General features: G+C 41.2%; 15 protein-coding genes. 9 read left to right on the forward strand and 6 right to left on the reverse strand.

Annotated features, from left to right (window positions below):
* The first annotated feature begins 111 nt into the window (after positions 1-111).
* Both I6J03_RS18255 and I6J03_RS18260 read left to right on the forward strand, forming a co-directional pair.
* The gene (locus I6J03_RS18255) at positions 112-1,170 is read left to right on the forward strand and encodes a 2,3-butanediol dehydrogenase (protein ID WP_039989499.1); all 1,059 of its coding nucleotides are present in this window, start codon (positions 112-114) and stop codon (positions 1,168-1,170) included.
* Between the two features lie 125 nt (positions 1,171-1,295).
* On the forward strand, positions 1,296-1,916 hold the full coding sequence (locus I6J03_RS18260) for a hypothetical protein (protein ID WP_003003164.1): 621 nt from the start codon (positions 1,296-1,298) through the stop codon (positions 1,914-1,916).
* A gap of 59 nt (positions 1,917-1,975) precedes the next feature.
* Here I6J03_RS18260 and I6J03_RS18265 read toward each other — a convergent pair whose 3' ends face one another.
* The 6 genes from I6J03_RS18265 to I6J03_RS18290 form a co-directional block, all read right to left on the reverse strand.
* Entirely contained in the window at positions 1,976-4,192 is a 2,217-nt protein-coding gene (locus I6J03_RS18265; protein WP_201693886.1) for a HEAT repeat domain-containing protein, read from the reverse strand.
* 31 nt (positions 4,193-4,223) lie between these two features.
* Positions 4,224-5,786, reverse strand: coding sequence for a DUF6850 family outer membrane beta-barrel protein (locus I6J03_RS18270; protein WP_003003159.1), 1,563 nt, complete (start codon positions 5,784-5,786; stop codon positions 4,224-4,226).
* 1 nt (position 5,787) lies between these two features.
* Positions 5,788-7,071: a DUF4876 domain-containing protein gene (locus I6J03_RS18275; protein WP_003003156.1), complete on the reverse strand. Its 1,284-nt coding sequence runs from the start codon at positions 7,069-7,071 to the stop codon at positions 5,788-5,790.
* A gap of 5 nt (positions 7,072-7,076) precedes the next feature.
* Positions 7,077-9,854: a TonB-dependent receptor gene (locus I6J03_RS18280; protein ID WP_003003153.1), complete on the reverse strand. Its 2,778-nt coding sequence runs from the start codon at positions 9,852-9,854 to the stop codon at positions 7,077-7,079.
* A gap of 590 nt (positions 9,855-10,444) precedes the next feature.
* Positions 10,445-11,254 carry an META domain-containing protein gene (locus I6J03_RS18285; RefSeq protein ID WP_003003150.1) on the reverse strand — a complete coding sequence of 270 codons (810 nt, stop codon included), beginning with the start codon at positions 11,252-11,254 and terminating at the stop codon, positions 10,445-10,447.
* A 290-nt stretch (positions 11,255-11,544) separates the two neighbouring features.
* Positions 11,545-11,883: a cupin domain-containing protein gene (locus tag I6J03_RS18290; protein ID WP_003003146.1), complete on the reverse strand. Its 339-nt coding sequence runs from the start codon at positions 11,881-11,883 to the stop codon at positions 11,545-11,547.
* A 183-nt stretch (positions 11,884-12,066) separates the two neighbouring features.
* Between I6J03_RS18290 and I6J03_RS18295 the strand changes: the two genes are divergently transcribed.
* The 7 genes from I6J03_RS18295 (at position 12,067) to I6J03_RS18325 (ending at position 20,969) form a co-directional block, all read left to right on the forward strand.
* Complete coding sequence (locus I6J03_RS18295; RefSeq protein WP_003003140.1) at positions 12,067-12,909, forward strand: substrate-binding domain-containing protein; 843 nt, start codon at positions 12,067-12,069, stop codon at positions 12,907-12,909.
* Between the two features lie 9 nt (positions 12,910-12,918).
* Positions 12,919-13,809 carry a phosphate ABC transporter permease subunit PstC gene (pstC, locus tag I6J03_RS18300; RefSeq protein WP_003003138.1) on the forward strand — a complete coding sequence of 297 codons (891 nt, stop codon included), beginning with the start codon at positions 12,919-12,921 and terminating at the stop codon, positions 13,807-13,809.
* Positions 13,799-14,653 (forward strand): phosphate ABC transporter permease PstA, encoded by an 855-nt coding sequence (gene pstA, locus I6J03_RS18305; protein WP_003003135.1) that lies wholly within the window; start codon positions 13,799-13,801, stop codon positions 14,651-14,653. Before pstC ends, pstA begins: the two co-directional genes overlap by 11 nt.
* The gene (gene pstB, locus I6J03_RS18310) at positions 14,646-15,392 is read left to right on the forward strand and encodes a phosphate ABC transporter ATP-binding protein PstB (protein ID WP_003003132.1); all 747 of its coding nucleotides are present in this window, start codon (positions 14,646-14,648) and stop codon (positions 15,390-15,392) included. The genes pstA and pstB overlap by 8 nt, the downstream gene beginning before the upstream one ends.
* Before the next feature lie 246 nt (positions 15,393-15,638).
* Positions 15,639-16,220, forward strand: a complete 582-nt coding sequence (locus tag I6J03_RS18315; RefSeq protein ID WP_003003129.1) for a sigma-70 family RNA polymerase sigma factor — start codon at positions 15,639-15,641, stop codon at positions 16,218-16,220.
* Positions 16,221-16,276: 56 nt separating this feature from the next.
* Positions 16,277-17,479 (forward strand): FecR family protein, encoded by a 1,203-nt coding sequence (locus I6J03_RS18320; protein WP_003003126.1) that lies wholly within the window; start codon positions 16,277-16,279, stop codon positions 17,477-17,479.
* Between the two features lie 127 nt (positions 17,480-17,606).
* Entirely contained in the window at positions 17,607-20,969 is a 3,363-nt protein-coding gene (locus I6J03_RS18325) for a TonB-dependent receptor (RefSeq protein ID WP_003003124.1), read from the forward strand.
* Positions 20,970-20,973: the final 4 nt, after the last annotated feature.

Genomic DNA, 20,973 nt, shown 5'->3' on the forward strand with positions numbered 1-20,973 from the left:
TAACAAGTTGATAAAGGTCACTTTTTATGGAAGCAATACTAGCGATCTTTATAGTAAGATAATAAACCTGTATAAAACAGGTCATTTAGTAACTATTTAAATATAAAGAAGATGAGTTCAATGAAAGCCGCAAGATGGCATGCCGCCAAAGATATCAGAGTAGAAGAAACGCAAATTCCGGTTACCGGTAAACAACAGGTAAAGATCGCCGTACAATATGCCGGTATATGTGGATCTGATCTGCATGAGTATGTGCACGGACCACAATTGATCCCTTCAGAAAAACCATACCCGCTTAACGGGCATATCGGTGTAACGACATTAGGCCATGAATTCTCCGGAATTGTAGAAGAAGTAGGAGAGGGCGTGAACCGTGTCAAGAAGGGTGATCGTGTAGTTGTAGAGCCTATTTTTAAAAATTTTGACAGTCCGTTTATTGCTAACGGAGAATACAATCTTTCCGAGCCACTCGGATTTGTCGGTCTGACCTCCAACGGAGGATTTGCAAAATATACAGTTGTGGAAGATTATATGGTTCATAAGATTCCGGATAGTATGAGCTTCGAACAGGGTGCACTGGTAGAGCCCGCAGCAGTGGCTGTATATGCCGTATTGCAAAGCGGGCTCCGGATGGGGCAGACTGTGTTAGTTTCAGGAGCAGGTCCCATCGGATTACTATGTGTACAGGCAGCCATAGCAGCCGGAGCTGCGACAGTGATCGTAACGGATATATCAGAAAAACGACTGGAGAAAGCAAAAGATATCGGAGCGACTACCATAATCAATGCCGCTGATAAGGATATTCCAGCCCAGGTTAGAAGGATCACAGGAATTGGTGTGGATGTATTTTTAGACGCAGCGGGTGTACAGGCTTCTTTCTCTTCCGGGATAGCCAGTCTGCGAAATGGTGGAACGGCTGTATTGGTAGCTCTGTTTGGAAAACCAGTTGAATACAGTGCCTATGATCAGGTGGTCAGAGAGATTACTATAAAAGGAATCATTGCCTATCGCAATATATTTCCTCAGGTCATCGCGATGATTGACAGCGGACGTATGCCGGTAGAAAAACTGGTGACAAGCAAAATCGGATTGGATGAAATTGTTCCAAAAGGTTTTGAGGCTTTAGTCACTAATCCGTCTGAAGTGAAAATTCTGGTAGAGATAAAGTAATTTGAAGGCAGTCGGGTACAATTAGAGGTGCTTGCGGAATCTTGCAATAAGTTGATATAAAAACCGTAAGAAAAAGCTGTATATTTGTTTAGAATGAATCTACATACAACCTTTATCAAGTAAAAATGAAAAAATTAATTCCTTTAGTATTAATAGCCCTTACATCGGGAATCGTTGTAAATGCTCAGCAAAAACCTGTTCGTGAGCCTTTGCCTGCTGACGTACAAGTTCGAGTTGCGGTACAGGCTGCGCCTACAGAATTCAGAGAAGGAGCCAAGGTATATGGCTATGACAAAGATGGTAAGTTTACGGTCCTTCGGGAAGGAACAAACGGATATATTTGTCTGGCTCCGGATTACAAATTGCCTTTGCTTTACGCTTATGCTTATCCAGAGAGTCTTGAGCCTTTTATGGCCAGAGGACGGGCGCTGATTGCAGAAGGAAAAAGAAGAGAGCGGGATAAGATCAGAGAAGAAGAGTTTAAAGCGGGTAAATTGGTTATACCTCAGCAACCTACGATGTTGTACGCATACTGGGGTTCATTAGACAAGCTGGATAAAGAAACCGGAGAAATGGCAGATGCTAAGCGCAGATATGTATTGTATGTGCCTTATGCTAAAGCTGCAGATCTTGGACTGGCGACTAAGCCTACAGTTCCCGGTATTCCATGGTTAATGGATGAAGGAAGCTACAAAGCACACATTATGATCAACCCGGCTGATATGGGACATTCACATGGTCATTAATATAAGTCTTCTGATATAAAAAATGCTGCAGTCTCTTATAAGCTGCAGCATTTTTTATGTTAAATGGATTCCTTTTTCATGACATGCTTAGTCTTCAATGCCTGTTCCTTTACAGCAGGAGGTACTTTGCTGTCCTGTAATAAAGCATCACAGGTGCGGAAGATAGCTTCGCGCTGGTAGGATAGCGGAAACCAACTCATGGCTTCCAGAGCTGTTATGCGTAAGACTTCAGATTCAGAAGCATCTTCTATTACTTTCAGCACAGCAGGTACTACACGGTGATAACGGTAAAGTCTCAGGGTGGTGATTTCAGCCAGACGCTCTTTTTCCGCTGTATTCTTATCCAGAATAGTAGCCTGCATCTTATCGACCTTACTTTGATTATAATCTATATCTTTAATCAGTTGTGCACTTAAAGCGGATGCATTGTTGATTCCTTTATTCTGTCTTACCTGATTATTGATTTCCGTTTTGAGCAGTTCCGGATTAAAGAAAGTCATATTTGTACGCAGACGATAGTTGATGCGTTCAGAATGTGGATCGCTTACATAAAAGGCAATCAGATCTTTTGCAAAATCATCTCCTCCGAATTCTCCCAGATCATACACTACCATTCTTCTGATAAATTCATACGAATCCTGACGTGCAGCATGTAAGACCGTAAAGTAAGCCTCATTTTCATACTTGCGCAGCAAAGCAAAAGCCTGCATACGGGTAGTTTCAAAAGGAGAGCTGAAATAAGTAGATTTCAGTAACGCTGACATTTCAGCTTCAGGGAGCTGTTTTTGTAAGTATACCAATGCCAGAGATTGCAGGTCAGCATCCTGCTCTTTCAGCAGATTCTTCCAGTAGGATGCTTTTGCTACAGTACCTATAGCTTCATTAATTTCTTTGCCTCTGGAGGAGGTGAAATGAAAAGTAGGATCTCCCAGAATATGAGTTTCCAGATAAGCAATATGCTTAAACCAGTTTCCTACGCGTATCCCGTGCTGCAGTGTTCCCATGAGTTCTGCTGGCCACAGATCCTGCAATACACCTACGCTGTTAGCGATAGCGGCAATATTTTTATTATTGGAGAAGGGATAATAACCTGCCAGATAATTGTCGAGATGAAATGAGCCTGTAAGACAGGAGTTGAGGTATACTAGCGGCGCCTGGATGCCGGCATCACGAATATCCCAGATCTGCACATCCAGATTATCATTAAAGACCGAATCGGAATCAATTACCGCTTTTTCAAACGCATCATTCATCCATTTGTCCGAAACACCCAGAGAGGTTTTGAATCCTTCCTTAACTTTTTCTATATCCCTGCCGTCTTCTTTAGCAGATCTGACCTTTGAGCGCAGGTATCTTCCGACATTCTCCATAGAAGGCTGCGGATTGGAAGCAAGCGGATATCCGTTGATCAATTGAAGGGTCGGAGTGCCGTGGCCTGTCATAAATGCAAAATCCAGTCCTTCGCGTTTCAGTTCACGTAACAGATTGAACTTCATAAAATCTGCGTTGCGGAAGTTTAGAAACTTGATGGAATTCCCGGGAAGATAGAGTGACGGAAATTGTGATTTCAACGCCAGTACATCTCCTGCAAAGGAATTTATGGAATTTGAATTATAACCATGTCCTGTAGATGCGATCATATCATTAAGCGGATTGCTGACTTTACGCAACTCCACGAGTTTTTGCAGATAGGCTTTAATTTTATCCGTCGGATTCTCACCCTTTTCAACAGGAGGTTTTATTCGGGCTGAATAAATATCCATTTCAATATATTGCGGAGAAGTGGCATCCAGACTGTAATAAAAATAATTGCTCCGTTCACTTGCGGTATCTTGTTTTATGAAGTTGAGTTTCAGATCCAGGTCATCATAATAGCGATCCGAAGGAACTGAGGATTTGTCCCAGCGGATTTTCTGATTCATTTTGAATGCTGAAGTCAGATATTGTGCATCACGTATCATCACCACAGGGATATTACCTACTAATACAGTGCCTTCCAGTGGTTGCTTAGCCTTGCGGAGTTGTTGCAGCTGCTCCCGTATCTGCTCCGGTTTTTCCCAGTTGTGAGCAATAATGTATGTGCCTAATCCATCTTGTTCTACTGATTGGCGATAGGCCATTAATTCAGGTTTTAGATCATTGAACGTCTTTTGGTCAACGACAATAGCAAAACTGGTTTTGGAGGAAACGGAAGGTTTGATTATTTCTTGTCCGTAACTACTTGCCACCAGTGACAGGCAGGTTAGGGAAAGAAGTGTTTTTCTCAATCTTATCATGTTTATTCTTTCTAATGTTTTTATTCTGTTATTAAAGACTTATCAATCCGACAGACAACTGCGTCAGATAGCGGTTATCTCCTTTGCGAATATCTCCTTGATCACCCATAGCACTCATTAACCAGCCACTGGCTTTGATATATAATTGATTGCTTTTCTTTCCAAATGCTCCGAAAGTATATTTGACATTGGCCGAATTCGTCCAGGTATTGACACTGTAGAACTGATGTGCCGGGATAAATACGTTTTTCGCCACAAAGTTAGTGGAATATGATTTATCTGTGTAAAGCAAATCGTCATTCAGCAACAAATCATATGCAGAACTTAATCGGAAGGCAAATCCTTTTCTGTTTTCTTTGGCATACGTTTTATCAAAACTTACGGCAACATTCAGTTTATCTACGATCTGTTTATTTTGCGGATTGGCATATCGGTTATCGAGACTATGATAGCTTACCGCAGTTTTGAGCCACCAATCCGTAAGACCTGCTGGACTGTCATGGCTAATCAGATAGGAAAGCGTGCTTTTATTCCGGAGCATGGTACTCATTACGCTTGAATATACCGTTTCATACGCTTTAGTATCCGCATTTTGAATCTGGTGATATTCAGTGTTTTCCATATCTTTCAGCAGCCACTCCAATCCGACCTGATGCGCATATTTTCCTTTTTTCCAATCCAGGTATGAAGAAGCCTGATATTCCTGATAGCGATGTTTTCCGGCTTGTTGTAGATAGGTCGTTCCATCTATAGCATTTTCGTATCCGCTACGGTATCCGGCAGTAGTCGACCATTTTATATGATCAGCGTTATACACATAATCTGCAGCGCCTCCAAAAGAATGACCTCTGTAGGTTCTGTTATATCCGGCAATCATTATATAAGGAGTACTCATCTGGTATTCTCCGGCACCCAGTAACCTGTACAAGTAATGCTGCTGGTAATTTCCTATTGTTCTTATTTCGACTTCCTCCTTATAGAAACTATAGATACCCGTCAGTCCAAGCAGTTGTTTTTCCGATAGCTTATAGATCAGTGCAGGTGATAAGTTTAATGTACTGGAATTGTCAAGAGAACGGGGATCCTTTTGCCGGGCTCCGGTTTTTAGATTGTATTGTACATCCAACCCTACATTCATACGATCATCTGCAAATCCCGGAGAGGCAATCTTGAGACGAAGATCGTAATATTGCTTTTTCCAGTCACCGGACAGCGAATCCATCAGTTGATACGGATTGTCCCGGTAGGGGTCCGTATGTGCTGTCATGTTCATTTGTTTATCTTTTGTTGTCCGGAAATCAAATTGACCATAATAGGTCCATTCTTTAAGCCGTTGATAACGTGAAGTGCTGAAGTTGATACCCTGGCTTTCTTTTGCTGAAAAAGGATGTCTGAGATCACCGGCCTGATAATAGGCTCCAAGCTGGGTTTCCCCTTCGACAGGGAGTATAGTATAACAGAGAAGTGCGGCATTGGGACTTTTGCTCCATACCTCCTTAGCTTTAAAATAATCATATGCAGGCACAGTCTGTGCGGTCGCCATTTGTCCAGATAAGATGAGGAAACAAAGGCTTGCGAATAGGTTCTTTTTCATATTACTGTGCTATTGTTTTGGGAGTGGGGTTATCATTTACTATAAAATCTGTAGAGGAGTTATTGCTATCCATCAAAACAGCCCTGTTATTGATTCTGCTTTTTACTTTACGGATAACAGATTTACCTGAATAAGTGGATCCGACGAATGTCAGTCCGGCATCTACTGTTTCGGGTATTCTCTTTTTATCAACAGTAATGCTCGAATTGCCTACACAGTCTACTCCATCCAATATAGCTTTTACAGGTACCTGCAGATAGCGCGTAGTTCCACTGACATTGGGTTCTGTAAGGGTCTGATAACCTGCGACCTGACTGTCTCTGAACAAAATAAGTCCCGCTCCGTTTATACCGATATTCCAGTCAAAGCCTGCTGTTGTGTTTGCAAACTGGTGGATCATATTCGGTACATCCGGGTTGTCGGTGTCACGGGTATTGGTTCCGGTAGGATTAAAATACGTTTCAAAATCAGCAATACCTTTTCCCAGATTGGCTGGTGAATTAGGATTGCCGTTGGGATCCGTCTTGTGATTGATTGCGGTGATGGCGATGACCACAGATTCGCCCGGTCTGACCAGATGTTCTGTACCATTACCCGGTATCATCCAGGCCTGTGCAAGATATACATTGTTTTTATCCGGCAGAAAACCATATACAGAAGATGAAGCCGATTTGGTATTTCCGATAACCAGACTGTCTGCATACAGATCTCCGGTACTGTTGTTATAAATTTCGATAAAACCATCATACAGGTAATTTGTACCGGAAGGAGTCTTGGAGCCCGCATAATAGAACTCTTTGATAACAAATCCTCCCGCCTGACTGCCGACTAAACGAATTTCACTGTTCGCCGATTCGGTGATACGAAGTGTGGGGATGCTTCCATTACAGAAGATTTCTTCACGTATTCCCACCAGTTGTTCTGCCTCTTCTGCTGTAACCTGCTTACTTGCTGTTACCGTATATACACCCGGTGTAATACCCTTTGCAGAAGCACGTCCCTGAGCATCAGATACAAATTCCTGTGTAGCTCCGGTAATGGTATTCCTGAGGGTGATTTTGACACTATCTGCCAATTGCTTACTGTATTCTTTCGGATACTGAATTGTAAAACTGTAATCTACTGTTGTATACGCATAATAATCTTTACGGCAGGCGGTAAAGATGCTGAATACCACTAAAAGAATTAATATGCTTTTAGTTTTCATGTGTTTATATGTTGTTTTCTGATCATCTGCCTGAGATGAGAAACGTTTGATGTGTGGAGAGGATACGCTTGTTTTCATGTCGGTTAGAATTTGATAGAAATTTCAGTTCCGTAAAACATTGGGATATTACGTTTACTGTATTCCTGCGGATAACGGGAGCTTGCTTCCAAAGGCCTGTGATTAAATACATTGTTCGCGTAGAAAGAAAAGCCCATATTATTAGCAAACTCTTTAGTCAGTTTGACATTAAATAACCAAAGTGGTTTCCAGCTTTCACTTTTATAATATCCGTCATTCAGGCTGAGATAGATATCTCTGTCCGCTTCAGTAATAGCATTGCGTTCTGCTTCAGTAAAGTTGATGATCTGTGGAGTACTGCCGGCTTGTCCAACGGGTATGTAACCTGTAGGAATGCTGGAATAGTTGACAAATTTATGTTGATCCTTCCAGATGGTCTGTGCTGAGGCTGAAATAATAAAACGCAGTTCAGGAATATTGTGGACAGCCCTTAATGTCGTTACGAAACGCTGCTGTTCCATTCCTCTGGCTTCAAATACACCTATACGGGTAGGGGATTGACTGGCTACATTCTGCAACAGAATATAAGGAGTATTGCTCATTGATTTTGTAGAAAGATAGGCTCCGTTCAGTACAAAAGAAGTACGGATGTTATCAAATCTTCCGAAGTCAAAATCAAACTCTATACCTTTATTCAGAATGTCATTGCTGTTGCTTGGAGAATTGTATGTCGCTACAAATGTAGAAGTGGTTACATCAGGACTCAGGATCGGTTTGCTTCCTGCAGGAGCAGATTGTACCGTATAGATAGGTATGCCAACAAACTGAACACTATTCAGATTGGTATTCATCTCATATCCGTTTTTTGTCTGCTCATAATATCCGTTTACAGAAAAACGTCTTTTACCGCTGAAAAAGTCCAGCCCGATTTCTTTCTTGCTGGTTTTTGTCATTTTCAAATCCGGATTAGCGGTATCAAAAACGCGGGTCGTGACAAGAGCAAGAGCTTCAGCAGGATTTTCCTTATAATAGTTGAGACTGAAAGCGTCATAATATGCCCGATCCGGGTATAGATAAAGCAGAGTTGGTGATTTTGCGGTAATACCATAGCCTCCCCTTAAGGTCAGATTTTTAATAATTTCGAAAGAAGCGTTGATTCGCGGCGACAAAGCCGATAAAGTGTTGTTGGTAAAGGGTTGTACCTGATCCCAACGCAGACCCGCCTGAATATGGAGATTGCGATCTGCAATCTGCATAGAAAAACGGTCTTCCATGTATAATCCCATTTGATGAAGAGCAGGAATATCTTTGAAAGCCCGGGGTCTGAAACCGAAAGGATCAGAGGAGCGGTAAGGGTTGTTAGGATCAACAGTTCTTCCTGCTCCATAATTTGCATCCAGACGATAATCTCCCCCTAATAGGATACGGTGTGTACCGGATCCTGTCTTGAAATAGAAGTCATCCGACAACCTGGCAAAAATATTAAAAGGCTTTCCTTCTATCCACAACTGATTGAGAAAAGTAGAAGGCAGATAACTTACCTCTTGTGTAATGTCTTCGGTAGCCTGACTTACTGCCGAGACACTCAAAGTCTGTAATCTTTGTTGATAACCTTTCTGAAAGGCATAGTTGGCTGAAAGTGTATAGTTAATGTTTCTTGCAAAACGCTGATCCAGTTTCCATTTACCATTAGTTGCGAATTCGTAATTGTAGTTTTGTGCTTTATTGATGACCTGTTCTGCCTGATAATCCGGATCTACTTTCGTGTCATCCAGATTGGTGCCAAAAGAAAAAGTGGTGTTTGTATACAGCGGTCTGTCTTGTCCGAAGGTATTGCTGTATTGAGCCGTTCCTTTCATACGTTCATAAGCAGAGTATGCGGTGATCTGCTTATCATAGGCTTTTGTAAAGTCCAGATCGACAAAGAGATTCCCACTGCGTTCTCCCAGATTAAAACCTTGTCCTGCCCAGAATTGAGTGAGTTTTGGATTGATACGGGCTTTTACCTGTAACGGTTCTTTCCCTGCTTTGGTGGTGACCAGTACAGCTCCGGAGGTCAGATCACCATATTCTACTGAAGGTATGCCCCGGATGACTTCCACAGATTCAATGTTATCTGCAGAAAGCTGACGCATGTCGGTCCCCATTCCGCTGGAAGTCGAGAAAGCCGCCAATACACCTGATGTAACGGTGTTCATGGCCTGTAAATTGGCATTGTTAGACAGCGGTGCGCCGTTGATAATTACCGAAGTTCCCAAAGAGCTTGTATTCTGTCCCGAATAAGCCCGGTCACCTGTATACTGGCGTATACTGGTTTTGTTGACATTTGTAAAATCAGGATTGGTTACCACAGCTCCTGGCAGGAGCTGGAGTACTTCACCCAGATGTGTCGCCTGCATATGCTCGATCGCCTTACGGGAAATAACGGTAGATGTGGCCCCATCTTTACGTTGTTCCTTGGCGATGACAACAACATCCTTAAGGGTAATGCTGTTTTCTTTTAGTAAAAACTGAAGCGGACCAGAGGGTAGTGCAATCTGTTCCTCTTCTTCGAGCATACCTAAAAACTGAACCTGAATGGTGTATTTACCATTAGGTATTTTAGAGAAACTGAAATTTCCGGAAGCATCGGTCTTGGTGAATAAACCGAGTTCGAGAATCTGTACAGTAGCACCGGGCAATGGGCTCCGGTTTTTAAATTGTCCAACATAGCCCCTGAGGTCTTGTTGGTTACTGGTCTGTGTCCTTTTTTGTTGTTGTCCTGCAGCTTGTTGAGCTTCTAGTGGCAGGACAAACAGGCTATTGAAAGACAGCAGCGTAGAAAAAAGTAATAGTTTTTTCATATGGGCTGATGAATCAGGATGTAAGTTAATAGTGAGTGCCTGTTGTTGCACATGTTGGTTGATATTTCGGCAAATATAAGCATAATTGCCATTTATTTAGAAATAATCTAAATAAAATACGATGTAAAAAGGACTATGACATTTTTGTGATGAATAGGAGAGATGCTGATTTATCTTGAAAAGTTTGGAAAGAAGTTGATAGGGTTGATAAAGTTTAATAGGTTAGAAAGGGATAAATTCACATAGAGACAACGACTCTTGTAAACGTGTTATTATAACTCACCTCTTCTTTTAAATCAGAGATGCCTGAAGGGTAGAGAGGTTGATAAAGTTTCTAAGGCTAGAAAAGGACAAAGTCAGAGAGAGAGACAGTTACTTCTGTATCCTTGTTGTTATTACAATTCTCTCCTTTTAAAGGAGAGATGTCCGAAGGGCAGAGAGGTTGATGTTACAAGTTCAAAACCTCTCCATGATCCTTCCCATAAGTCGGAACAGGTTCTCTTTAAAAAGGAGAGGCAATTGGATTGGAATGAAAAGAGGCTGTCCAAACTTTTTGGACAGCCTCTTTTTTATGAATTTTGTCTTAGTATTTACTTTTTATGAAAGCGCATTACTGCAATGTCTCCCATAATAAGATGCAGGGTATTATCCTGAATATCGTAGTTGGTAATGGTTTCTAATGTTTTAAAATACACAGACTCACCACTTCCCTGACAAGCCATCTTAGTTGATGCAACAGGGCCGAAGTGAAGGTTTCCTCCTTCTATTTTAATGCTGGTATTGTAGTTGTTGCAACTGCTGTTACCATTTGCTTTTTTGTTCGCTGTATCAAATGTGATAGTCGGTTTTTTATTTGGATACAGACCGTCAAATGCAATGCGGGGCCCTGAAATATAATCCAGCTCCCAGGTTCCGTTCAGCGTCTGTTCTTTGGAAGAACTTCCTTCTTTTACTTCCTGGAATTTCGCTAAGGGTGCCATGCGTGCTTTATTTAAAGAAAGAATGCCGTCTTTTACCGTATAATTATCTACGGTTGTAAATACACGGGACAATCCCTGTTCAATCGTCATATCAGGACATGCCATCATCGTGGACATACCTTGAGCAAAGGTAATTCGGTTATTTGCTGATAACGTAAAATTACCACCGATACCATTACATCCTCCACTTGCACTGTAACGTTTTTCACTGGCATCTAATTCCAGGAAAGGTTCTTTTCCATTGACTTTATCAGCGACAGGCTTGCCGTTTAATTCAATCAGTTTCCATTTCTTTCCGGTAATTTCTTCAGATGATGATGTTTCTGTTTTGTCCATTTTTTTGCCACCTTTCTGGAAAACTCCACAGCTACTCAAACTCATGGAGAAAGCGATTATGCTCATTACTATTGTACTTTTCATATTAAAGTATTTTTTGTAAAAAATATTTTATTCTATCTGCAGCGTATCTTGCTGCAAAAAGTTGTAATTCTGTTCCTTCTATCCAAAAAGGATGCCATAATCCTATTCAGAGGAAATAATTTTCCCTTTTGTTTTATGTTATTTTCGAATGAGACTTGTGGTCAGATAATTAGTCAAATATGTGGTACTAACAATCCGTTTCACTTTTTTGTTTTTCAGAAATGAATAAAGTTTGCTGTATAAGCACAAAAAATAAGTGATGCCTGCTATTTAGATCAAGAACTCCTATATTATAAAAAATCCTCCCGGTAAGGAGCAAATGAGTCAATGAGTTCACCCGCCTCCAGACATTCGCATCCGTGCAGTGCATTGGATGGTACCAGACAAGCATCCCCCTTATTCAAGATCTTTTCCTCACCGTCAATACTGTATTTAAATGAACCTTCGCTTACAAAAGAAGTCTGCACATGCGGATGTCTGTGCAAAGTACCTGTAGCACCTTTATCAAACTTAACTTTGACAAGCATCAGTTCATCGTTGTAGCCAAAGACTTTACGGCGGACACCTTGTCCGAGATCTTCCCATTCTGTACTGTTGTCAAACTGAAAATTGGGTGAATGCTGTTCCATTGTCAAATTCCTGAGATTGATATATACAGGCAAATATAAGTATTGAAAGAGTATTCAAGAGTCTTTAATATCCATCAGCCGTATCTGTGGCTTTTTAAGTCAATGAAAACTAATTCTTTATTCATGTTAAATTCAAGTTTTATTAACATTGGGGATATACTGGATAATTAACTTTGGCTACAGATGAAATTAAAATTAATCGTTTGGATTTTTTCAGTGGCTATTTTTGCTTCTTGTCAAAACAGAGACAAGACCATCAAAATGAAAGGGTCCGATACGGAAGTAAATCTGGCTGTCATATTAGCGGAGCGCTATTCAGAAAAAGATAAAGACTTCCATATTGCTATTTCCGGAGGAGGATCCGGTCTGGGTATAGCTTCATTAATGAACAGACAGGCCGATATCGCCAATTCCTCCCGTCCGCTGACAGAGGAGGAGGAAGAATTGTTCCGATCCAGGAAGATCGTATTGCGAACGCTGACATTTGCTGAGGATGCTACAGCATTTGTAGTACATCGAGATTGTCCTGTTGATGAGATAGACCTAGCGACACTGGCTAAGATTATGAGTGGTGAGATGAAAAACTGGAAAGAACTCACCGGTGAAAACCTGCCCATCAATATTTACGGCAGACAAAGTAGTTCCGGAACCTATTCCTTTATCAAAAAGAAACTCAAAATTTCATTTAGTCCGAATGCTAAAGAAATGACGGGTAATGCACAGATCATAGAAGGAATTAAAGTAGACCGCTCAGGAATAGGGTACGTAGGGGCCGGATATATTTCTCAGGAGAGCGATACCGAACAACCTGTAAAGATCCTTAAAATAAAAAAAACACGACATGAAGCAGCGGTTTCACCACTGGACAAAGAAGCAATCAATACCCGTCAATATTACTTTCAGCGTCCGTTGTACCAGTTTGTTCTGGAAGAATCGTGGGAAAAGGTGAAACCCTTCATTGATTTCGAAAAAAGCGGGGATGGACAGGCTATCATCCGTTCATCCGGATATTACATTATTGAATAACGTCAACATATGAGATTTAAGAAAAGACTATTAATAGATCATTTGTTTAAGATCATCTTCAAATCTACAGGTTTCTTGGTTTTAGCGCTTTTAGGCGGGATTTTCTTCATGTTGATTTATAATGCATTTGCCTTTTTCGCAGATGTCAAACCTCTTGATTTTATAACGGGTATAGAGTGGAATCCTACAGCTCATGATCCTGCTTATGGAATCCTGCCGCTTATCGTCAGTACATCGCTTGTCTCTTTCGGTGCTATGGCGATAGCCATTCCGTTGGGTATCTGTACGGCAGCCTTTATTTCAGAATATGCCAGTGAGCGGGTGAAAAATATTTTAAAGCCTACCATCGAAATGCTGGCCGCTATTCCATCAGTAGTTATAGGTTTTCTCGGTATTGTGGTATTAGGTCCGGAAATCGCCTCACTAGCGGGACTCTCTAACGGTTTAAATGCACTGAACGGAGCTATCCTGCTGGCTATAATGGCATTACCAACTATTATTACGGTGTCAGAAGACGCTATACATGCCATTCCAAAGACGTATAAAGAGGCAAGCTATGCCATGGGTGCAAATAAATGGCAGACATTATTGAAAATCACGATTCCGGCGGCAGCACCCGGAATTATTGCTGCTGTAATGCTGGGAGTGGGACGAGCCATCGGCGAGACGATGACTGTACTGATGGCAACAGGAAATGCATCTTCATTTCCGACAGGATTCTTTGATTCAATGAAAACGATTACAGCAACCATAGCCATTGAAATGGGAGAGGTTCCTTATCAGACGACTCATTATTTTGGACTTTTTGCTATTGCTACAGTTTTGTTTTTTATGACGATGATTGCCAATCTGGTTGGCGAATTTTTTATTAACCGATTTAGAAAATATCATGGGGTTTAAATTAAAAAGGCTAACACCCATTATCGAGTGGGGGACACTGCTCGGAAGTACCCTTCTGGTCTGTCTTTTTCTGGTCATTATCCTTTGGGAAATTGCGTCTAAAGGCGCGAGTGTAATATCCTGGGATTTTATAAGTACACTGCCTAAGGAAGCAATGACTAAGGGCGGTATCTTATCGCCGATTATAGGAACGGTGTTGTTAACGCTTATAACAGCCTTATTTGCCATTCCTTTTGGTATCTGCTGTGCTATATATCTGAATGAATATGCACAGGACAATATGTTGACACGTCTTATACGAGCAGCTATCCGTAATCTTTCAGGCGTTCCTTCCATTATTTATGGTTTATTCGGGCTTGCTTTATTTGTACAGGCCTTGAATATGGGAACTTCTCTGATGGCTGCAGGACTTACACTGGGATTGCTGTCGTTGCCTTATATTATTACTACTACAGAGGAAGCCTTGATGCGGATACCGCAAAGTACAAGGGAAGGTGCTCTGGGAGTAGGAGCAACTCAGTTTGAATGTATAAAAGATGTTGTACTCCCTTCAGCTATGCCCGGAATACTTACAGGAGTTGTTCTTACACTGTCCCGTGCTGCAGGAGAGACTGCACCTATACTGTTTACAGGAGCCGCTTTTTACATCAACGGAACGAACGGGTACATGAATCAGGAATTCATGGCTTTACCTTACCATTTATACATGTTGTCTACACAGCATCAGGCTATCGAAGAAGTCAGACCCATTGCTTATGGTACGGCTTTGATACTGGTTGTAGTAGTTTTCCTGATGAATCTTACCGCATTCTATATCCGATATAAATACAGAAAAAATGATTAATAAACTTGCAGCTAACAATCTCAACTTAAGCTTTGGTAATAAACAGATTCTTAAGAATATTAATGTAGATTTTCCTGCCAATAAAGTTACTGCTCTGATAGGCCCTTCGGGTTGTGGAAAGAGTACATTGCTTCGTAGTTTCAACAGAATGCACGATTTATCTCCTGATGCCCGTATTGAAGGAAAACTATTGCTGGACGGACAGGATATTTACAGCAGGAATATACCCGTTACAGAAGTCAGGAAGCGTATCGGTATGGTTTTTCAAAAGGCAAATCCATTTCCGAAAAGCATCTATGAGAATATTGCTTATGGTCTCAAAATCAATAATCTGCCTTACGATAAATCAGTAATACAACGCACGTTAGAAGAAGCGTATTTATGGGATGAGGTGAAGGATGATCTGAAAAAACCTGCCGCCAGACTGTCCGGCGGACAGCAACAGCGTCTGTGCATAGCCCGTACAGTAGCGCTCCGGCCTGAAGTTATTCTGATGGATGAACCTTGTTCTGCGTTAGATCCGGTGAGTACACTGAAGATAGAGGAATTGATACTGAAACTGAAAGAAGAGTATACGATCGTCATTGTGACACATAATATGCAACAGGCTCAGCGTGTAGCAGATAAGACAGTATTTATGTACCTGGGTGAAGTAAAGGAAGAGGGGGCTACAGACCAGTTATTCAATGATCCGGCACATGAGATTACGAAAAACTATATTAAAGGTAAATTCGGATAGTCTATATAAAGTGCTGTGACACCCTTAAAATGGTATGTTTATCTGATAAAGATCAAACCCTGTTGAATAGACCGGAATTTCTTCCCGGATAATCTGTTAGGGATACTAATAGATTTTAACCGGTCTAAAGTAGACCTTCTTATAGGGATAATGAATTGTAAATCGTATTTTTAGACCTTACTAACTTCTAAGGCTTCCCATGTTATTGGGGTTACCTGACTATGAATAGACTAGCGATACAAATAAATGAGTGTGCAGCATAAACCTTCAGTTCTTGTTGAATATCCCTTAAACACCGGAGTGGAGTCGGATTTTGATTATATATATATGACTTATTTTGCTCCTTTGTGCTACTTTGCTTCTAAATTTGTCGATGATCAGGCTGTGGATATCGTAAATAGTTTATTTGCTAAACTATGGACGAGTGAAATTGTACTCAATAACGCTAATCACGCCCAATCTTTTTTGTATTTATCTGCCAGAAATGCCTGTCTGGATTTTATAAAAACCAGTGGAAGGGCCAAAGAAAGAGATGCAGAATTTAGTTATTTATACCAACTTTCTGAAAAAGAATTACAATTAGAGGTCGTATACGTGGAATATATGGCCGAAATCTATCGTGAAATTAATAATCTTCCGGTCCAGTGCAGTAAAATTATTAAGCTGAGTTATCTTGATGGGGTGAAAAATGAAAAAATAGCAGAGCAACTTAATATCAGCGTACAGACAGTTAAGAATCAAAAGTCAAAGGGCCTTAAAATATTGAGAAAACTATTTATCAATCATCCGGACAAGTATCTGTTTTTCCTTTTTCTGTTCAAATTGTAATTTTTTTTCATACGGGAGTAGTACGATAGGAGAAGTGCGTCGTATTAACAGTGAAGATGGAAAATCAGTATAGAATAATATATTTACTAACCGGTGAGAGAAAAGGTATTCTCAATCAGGAGGAGCTTCGTGAACTGGAGGAATGGATCAGTAAAGAAGAATCAAACCGGCTCTTTGCTGAACGACTCGCAGATTCGAAAAACCGGGATGAAAGTTTAAATAAACTGCAATATTTTGCAGATTCTCAGTCTTTATCCCAATTTAAACATACACATCAGCATCTTAAGCCTGCGCTTCGCAAATCTTTTATTAAAAATACTCCTTCGCTTTACTGGGCTGCAGCTATATTGTTTGTATTCTGTACTACAATAGCCCTGTACTTCACAATCAGTTCACAACCTGTTCAGCAGGAAGATCAACTCACAAGAGCCGGCAGAGATATTTCTCCCGGAAAAGATATAGCCATATTACAATTAGCCAACGGTAAGCATATAGCATTAGAAGAGTTGAAGAATGGCGAATCGCTGGATATTAATGGTTTACGGATTGTAAAATCTGCGGATGGCGAGATCTCCTACAGTTCGTCTTCCGCAAGTACAGATGTACATCTTACCAATCGTATTGTGACACCAAGAGGCGGGCAGTACAAAGTCAGGCTTTCTGACGGAACAAGGGTCTGGTTAGGAGCGGAGTCCGAACTGGAATACCCGGTTCAGTTTGAATCTGATAAACGGGAGGTGCGATTATCCGGAGAGGCTTTCTTTGAAGTAACACATGCACAAAACAATATAAACGAAAAGATTCCTTTTCAGGTAAAGATGTCATTGCAGACTATCGAGGTTTTGGGGACTTCTTTTAATGTTGCAGCCTACCCTCAGGACCGTACAAGCCGAACCACTTTAGTAAATGGTAAAATCAGGATCAATACGGCATATAGTTCGGATATCTTACGACCTGGTCAACAGGCGCTGGTTTCCAAAGATGCGAAGAATATTCAGGTGTACGAAGTAGATGTGTCAAATATGGATGAATGGAAAAATAAGAGCTTCAGATTTGAGGAAGAATCCATTCAGGAAATTATGAATAAAGTAGCCCGCTGGTATGATGTAGACATCATATACGAGGGGAAGATTACAGAAGAGCTCTTCTCCGGAGTAGTCTCTAAATATGAGAATCCTGCCAATGTACTTAAGTTATTGGAATTGACCGGAAAAGTTAAATTCAGAATAGAAGGAAGGAGGATTATCGTAATGGCTTAGATATTTACCCATAGACCGATAATTAAAAGATACAGAGCATTGCTCGCAACAATGCCCTGTAGATAATTGTCAGGTTATTCGCTTTGTATTGAACAATTATTATTACTTATAACCCTATACCAAATTTATGAAAATAAAGAACTATAAGAAGGCCTTTATGCGTATTAATCTTATTTTTATTTTTCTGCTTTCTTGTATTGTGAGTGCTTATTCTTCAGTGAGTTATGCGCAGAAGGTTAACCTCCATACGAGAAACGCCTCTATCAGGGAGGTTTTCGAATCTATCCGGAAGCAGACATCCTATAATTTTATTTATTCAAAACGTCTTCTGGAAAAATCCAGACCCGTGACTGTAAACCTGAGTAATGTAAGTGTAAAAGACGCGCTTGAAGCTTGTTTTGAAGGACAACCTATTTCCTATAAACTACAAGGTGAAAATATTGTCATCAGCGCCAAAACCAACGATCCGACTTCCGGAATAAACACCGGATTGCAGCAAAATATCAGCGGAAGAGTGCGTCTTAAAGGTGAAAGCGGAACACAGTATGCTCCGGGAGTAAGTATTCGTGCCAAAGGCAGGGATGCAGCTACATCGACCGACGCTAACGGGCATTTTACAATAAGCGCTGCAACCGGAGATATCCTGATTATTTCGTTTGTGGGATATATCTCACGTGAGATAACAGTAAAGGACGTCACGGGTATAGAGGTGACACTGGAAGAGCAGGTCAATGAGTTGGATGCTGTAGTCGTCACAGGTTACACCACTCAGGAGAAGAGATCCATTACCGGAGCAATGTCCTCTATTAAAAAAGAATCTATTGAAAATGTCCCTGTACAGTCCTTTGACCGGGCTATGCAAGGGCAGGTTTCGGGGGTCAATGTGATGGCAGCCAACGGCGTACCAGGAGGACCTGTAAGGATTAATATCCGCGGTACAGGATCTATTACAGCCGGAAATGAGCCTCTGATCATTGTTGACGGAGTTCAACTTAATACTTCTACTTCTTCGGGACAGACAGCGAGTAATCCTCTGGCTTTTCTGAATAATAATGATATAGAGTCTATAGAAGTACTTAAAGACGGAGCTGCAGCATCTATATACGGAGCCCAGGCTGCAAACGGGGTTGTACTGGTTACCACAAAAGCGGGAAAAGCCGGAAAGACCAAAGTAAACCTCAATTATTATAACGGTATTACCAGTCCGATGCCGGAGATGAAAATGCTGAATACACAGCAGTTTTTTCAATCCAGATTAGAATCCCGTAACAATCGTTACCCGACACGTACACCTGAACGAAACAGAGCCGATATCCTTACAGGCATGGGATTTCCTGCGGATATGACAGACGAAGAAATTGCAGCATTACCTACCTACAACTGGCAGGAAGCCGCTTTCAGAACCGGTCACACCAATAATGCAGACCTTTCTATCAGCGGAGGAAATGATAAAACAACTTTTTTCCTTTCCGGATCTTACAATAAGACGGATGGAAATGTAGTCTCTATAGACTTTGAGCGTGCAACTGCTAAATTAGGGCTAACACATAAGTTAACGGACAAATTATCACTTGCCACTAATATTAATCTGAGTACTATTACCCAAAACGGTACTTCCGGAAGTAACGGTTCGACAGGAGCGTATGCTGCACCGCAGTACAGTGCGCCTATGATTCTGCCCTTTATTCCGGTTTACAATGCAGATGGAAGTTACAATGCACCGATCGATGGCTTTCCGGGTTCCTCTAATCGTAATCCTATACAGGAAAGTGTAGTAGGTACATTGCAAAGCCGTACAAAAGCGTTGGTATCTAATTTTTCTGCAACTTATCAGATCAACAGTAAATTAAGCTTCAAATCATTCTATGGTATAGACTATCGTATTATAGATGATGAACGTTATGTCGATCCCCGTACCCGAAGTGGGGCCGCTTCTCAGGGATCCCTGACCATAGGTAAAAGACAGAATAGCAACTTTCTTACAAACCAGACCTTAAACTATAAAACAACGTTTGCTGAAGACCATAATCTTTCTGCTTTATTAGGAGCAGAGTACAGGTATGACAACAGAGAAATCTCTTCAGTGACAGGAACGGGTTTTACTACTTATCAGTTCAGATCCTTACAGTCTGCAGCCATTATCACAGCAGGTACCGGAAGCTGGACTGGTTTCAAAAGAGCCGGTGTATTCGGACAGGTTAACTACGATTTTCAGAAAAAATATCTGTTAAGTGCAGTTCTGCGTTATGACGGCTCATCCCGATTTGGTAAAAACAATAAATTCGGATGGTTTCCTGCCATCTCTGCCGGATGGAATATGTCAGAAGAATCCTTCCTGAAAGATCAGGAGTGGATCAATCAGTTGAAACTGAGAGTAGGTTACGGTGAAACCGGTAATGATGCTATCGGCAATTTTGATTCCCGTGCCTTGTACGGTAGTTCAAGTTCATCCAACTACAATCAGGAGCCGGGTATTTATCCTTCGGGAATAGAAAATGCCTTGCTGAAATGGGAACGTAATGTGACTACTAATATTGGGGTAGACTATGCATTTTTCAATAACAGGATACAGGGTTCTGTGGAGGTATTCAGAAGGTTGAGCAAAGACTTACTGTTAGATAAGCCTCTTCCTTACCTGAGCGGATTCTCAAATGTAACCAGTAATGTCGGAAAACTTAAGAATGAAGGTATAGAGCTGGAGATCCGTACACGAAATATTCAGTCAGATGATTTCTCCTGGTCTACTAACTTCAACATCTCTTTCCTGCGCAACCGAGTACTCCGCTTACTGGGTGATGATAAAGTATTGCCGGGTAATCAGTCTGTACGTGTAGGTTATGCATTGGGTACCAATGTGACATATCAGTATGCAGGTGTTAACTCTGCAACAGGAAGACCAATGTGGTATGATGCTAATGGTGAAATTACGTATCAGCCCTCGGCACCGAATGATTACAAAATATTTGGCAATCAGTTAAGTGATTTTTATGGAGGCTTCACCAATACATTTCAATATAAAGGTTTGTCCCTCAATGTGTTTTTCCATTACGACTATGGCCGTGAGTTGAGCAACAGCGGTATGAATTCGAAATGGTATGCCAACGGTGGGGACTACAGGAATACACTGGAATGGATCTTTAATAACAGATGGACTACACCTGGTCAATTGACTACAGTACCACGCCCTTATGACGGAAATGCAGAGACAAATGGTATGTCACAGGTGTCAACCAGCAGCCGCTATCTGGAGGATGCGTCTTTTATACGTCTTAAAAATGTGTCTCTGTCTTATCAGTTACCTAAATCCTGGACCAGCCGTCTGAAGTTGTCAGATGTAAAGGTATATGCACAGGGAGAAAACCTGGCGACATGGACCAAATGGACAGGATATGATCCGGAATTGATCATCGATACAGAAGATTTTAGTTCTTCTCAGGGAGCTATACCACAGACACGCGCATATACATTGGGAGTACAGATCGGGTTTTAATCTA

Origin of the sequence: Sphingobacterium spiritivorum, from assembly GCF_016724845.1 — a bacterium.
Lineage (GTDB): Bacteria > Bacteroidota > Bacteroidia > Sphingobacteriales > Sphingobacteriaceae > Sphingobacterium > Sphingobacterium spiritivorum_A.

Bases quoted from the DNA above. Each gene is read 5' to 3' on its own strand.
- pstC (WP_003003138.1), top strand. From the start codon at position 12,919: ATGAGATTTAAGAAAAGACTATTAATAGATCATTTGTTTAAGATCATC.
- I6J03_RS18295 (WP_003003140.1), top strand. From the start codon at position 12,067: ATGAAATTAAAATTAATCGTTTGGATTTTTTCAGTGGCTATTTTTGCT.
- pstB (WP_003003132.1), top strand. From the start codon at position 14,646: ATGATTAATAAACTTGCAGCTAACAATCTCAACTTAAGCTTTGGTAAT.
- I6J03_RS18320 (WP_003003126.1), top strand. From the start codon at position 16,277: ATGGAAAATCAGTATAGAATAATATATTTACTAACCGGTGAGAGAAAA.
- I6J03_RS18315 (WP_003003129.1), top strand. From the start codon at position 15,639: ATGAGTGTGCAGCATAAACCTTCAGTTCTTGTTGAATATCCCTTAAAC.
- I6J03_RS18325 (WP_003003124.1), top strand. From the start codon at position 17,607: ATGAAAATAAAGAACTATAAGAAGGCCTTTATGCGTATTAATCTTATT.
- I6J03_RS18280 (WP_003003153.1), bottom strand. From the start codon at position 9,854: ATGAAAAAACTATTACTTTTTTCTACGCTGCTGTCTTTCAATAGCCTG.
- I6J03_RS18285 (WP_003003150.1), bottom strand. From the start codon at position 11,254: ATGAAAAGTACAATAGTAATGAGCATAATCGCTTTCTCCATGAGTTTG.
- I6J03_RS18255 (WP_039989499.1), top strand. From the start codon at position 112: ATGAGTTCAATGAAAGCCGCAAGATGGCATGCCGCCAAAGATATCAGA.
- pstA (WP_003003135.1), top strand. From the start codon at position 13,799: ATGGGGTTTAAATTAAAAAGGCTAACACCCATTATCGAGTGGGGGACA.
- I6J03_RS18275 (WP_003003156.1), bottom strand. From the start codon at position 7,071: ATGAAAACAAGCGTATCCTCTCCACACATCAAACGTTTCTCATCTCAG.
- I6J03_RS18260 (WP_003003164.1), top strand. From the start codon at position 1,296: ATGAAAAAATTAATTCCTTTAGTATTAATAGCCCTTACATCGGGAATC.
- I6J03_RS18290 (WP_003003146.1), bottom strand. From the start codon at position 11,883: ATGGAACAGCATTCACCCAATTTTCAGTTTGACAACAGTACAGAATGG.
- I6J03_RS18270 (WP_003003159.1), bottom strand. From the start codon at position 5,786: ATGAAAAAGAACCTATTCGCAAGCCTTTGTTTCCTCATCTTATCTGGA.
- I6J03_RS18265 (WP_201693886.1), bottom strand. From the start codon at position 4,192: ATGATAAGATTGAGAAAAACACTTCTTTCCCTAACCTGCCTGTCACTG.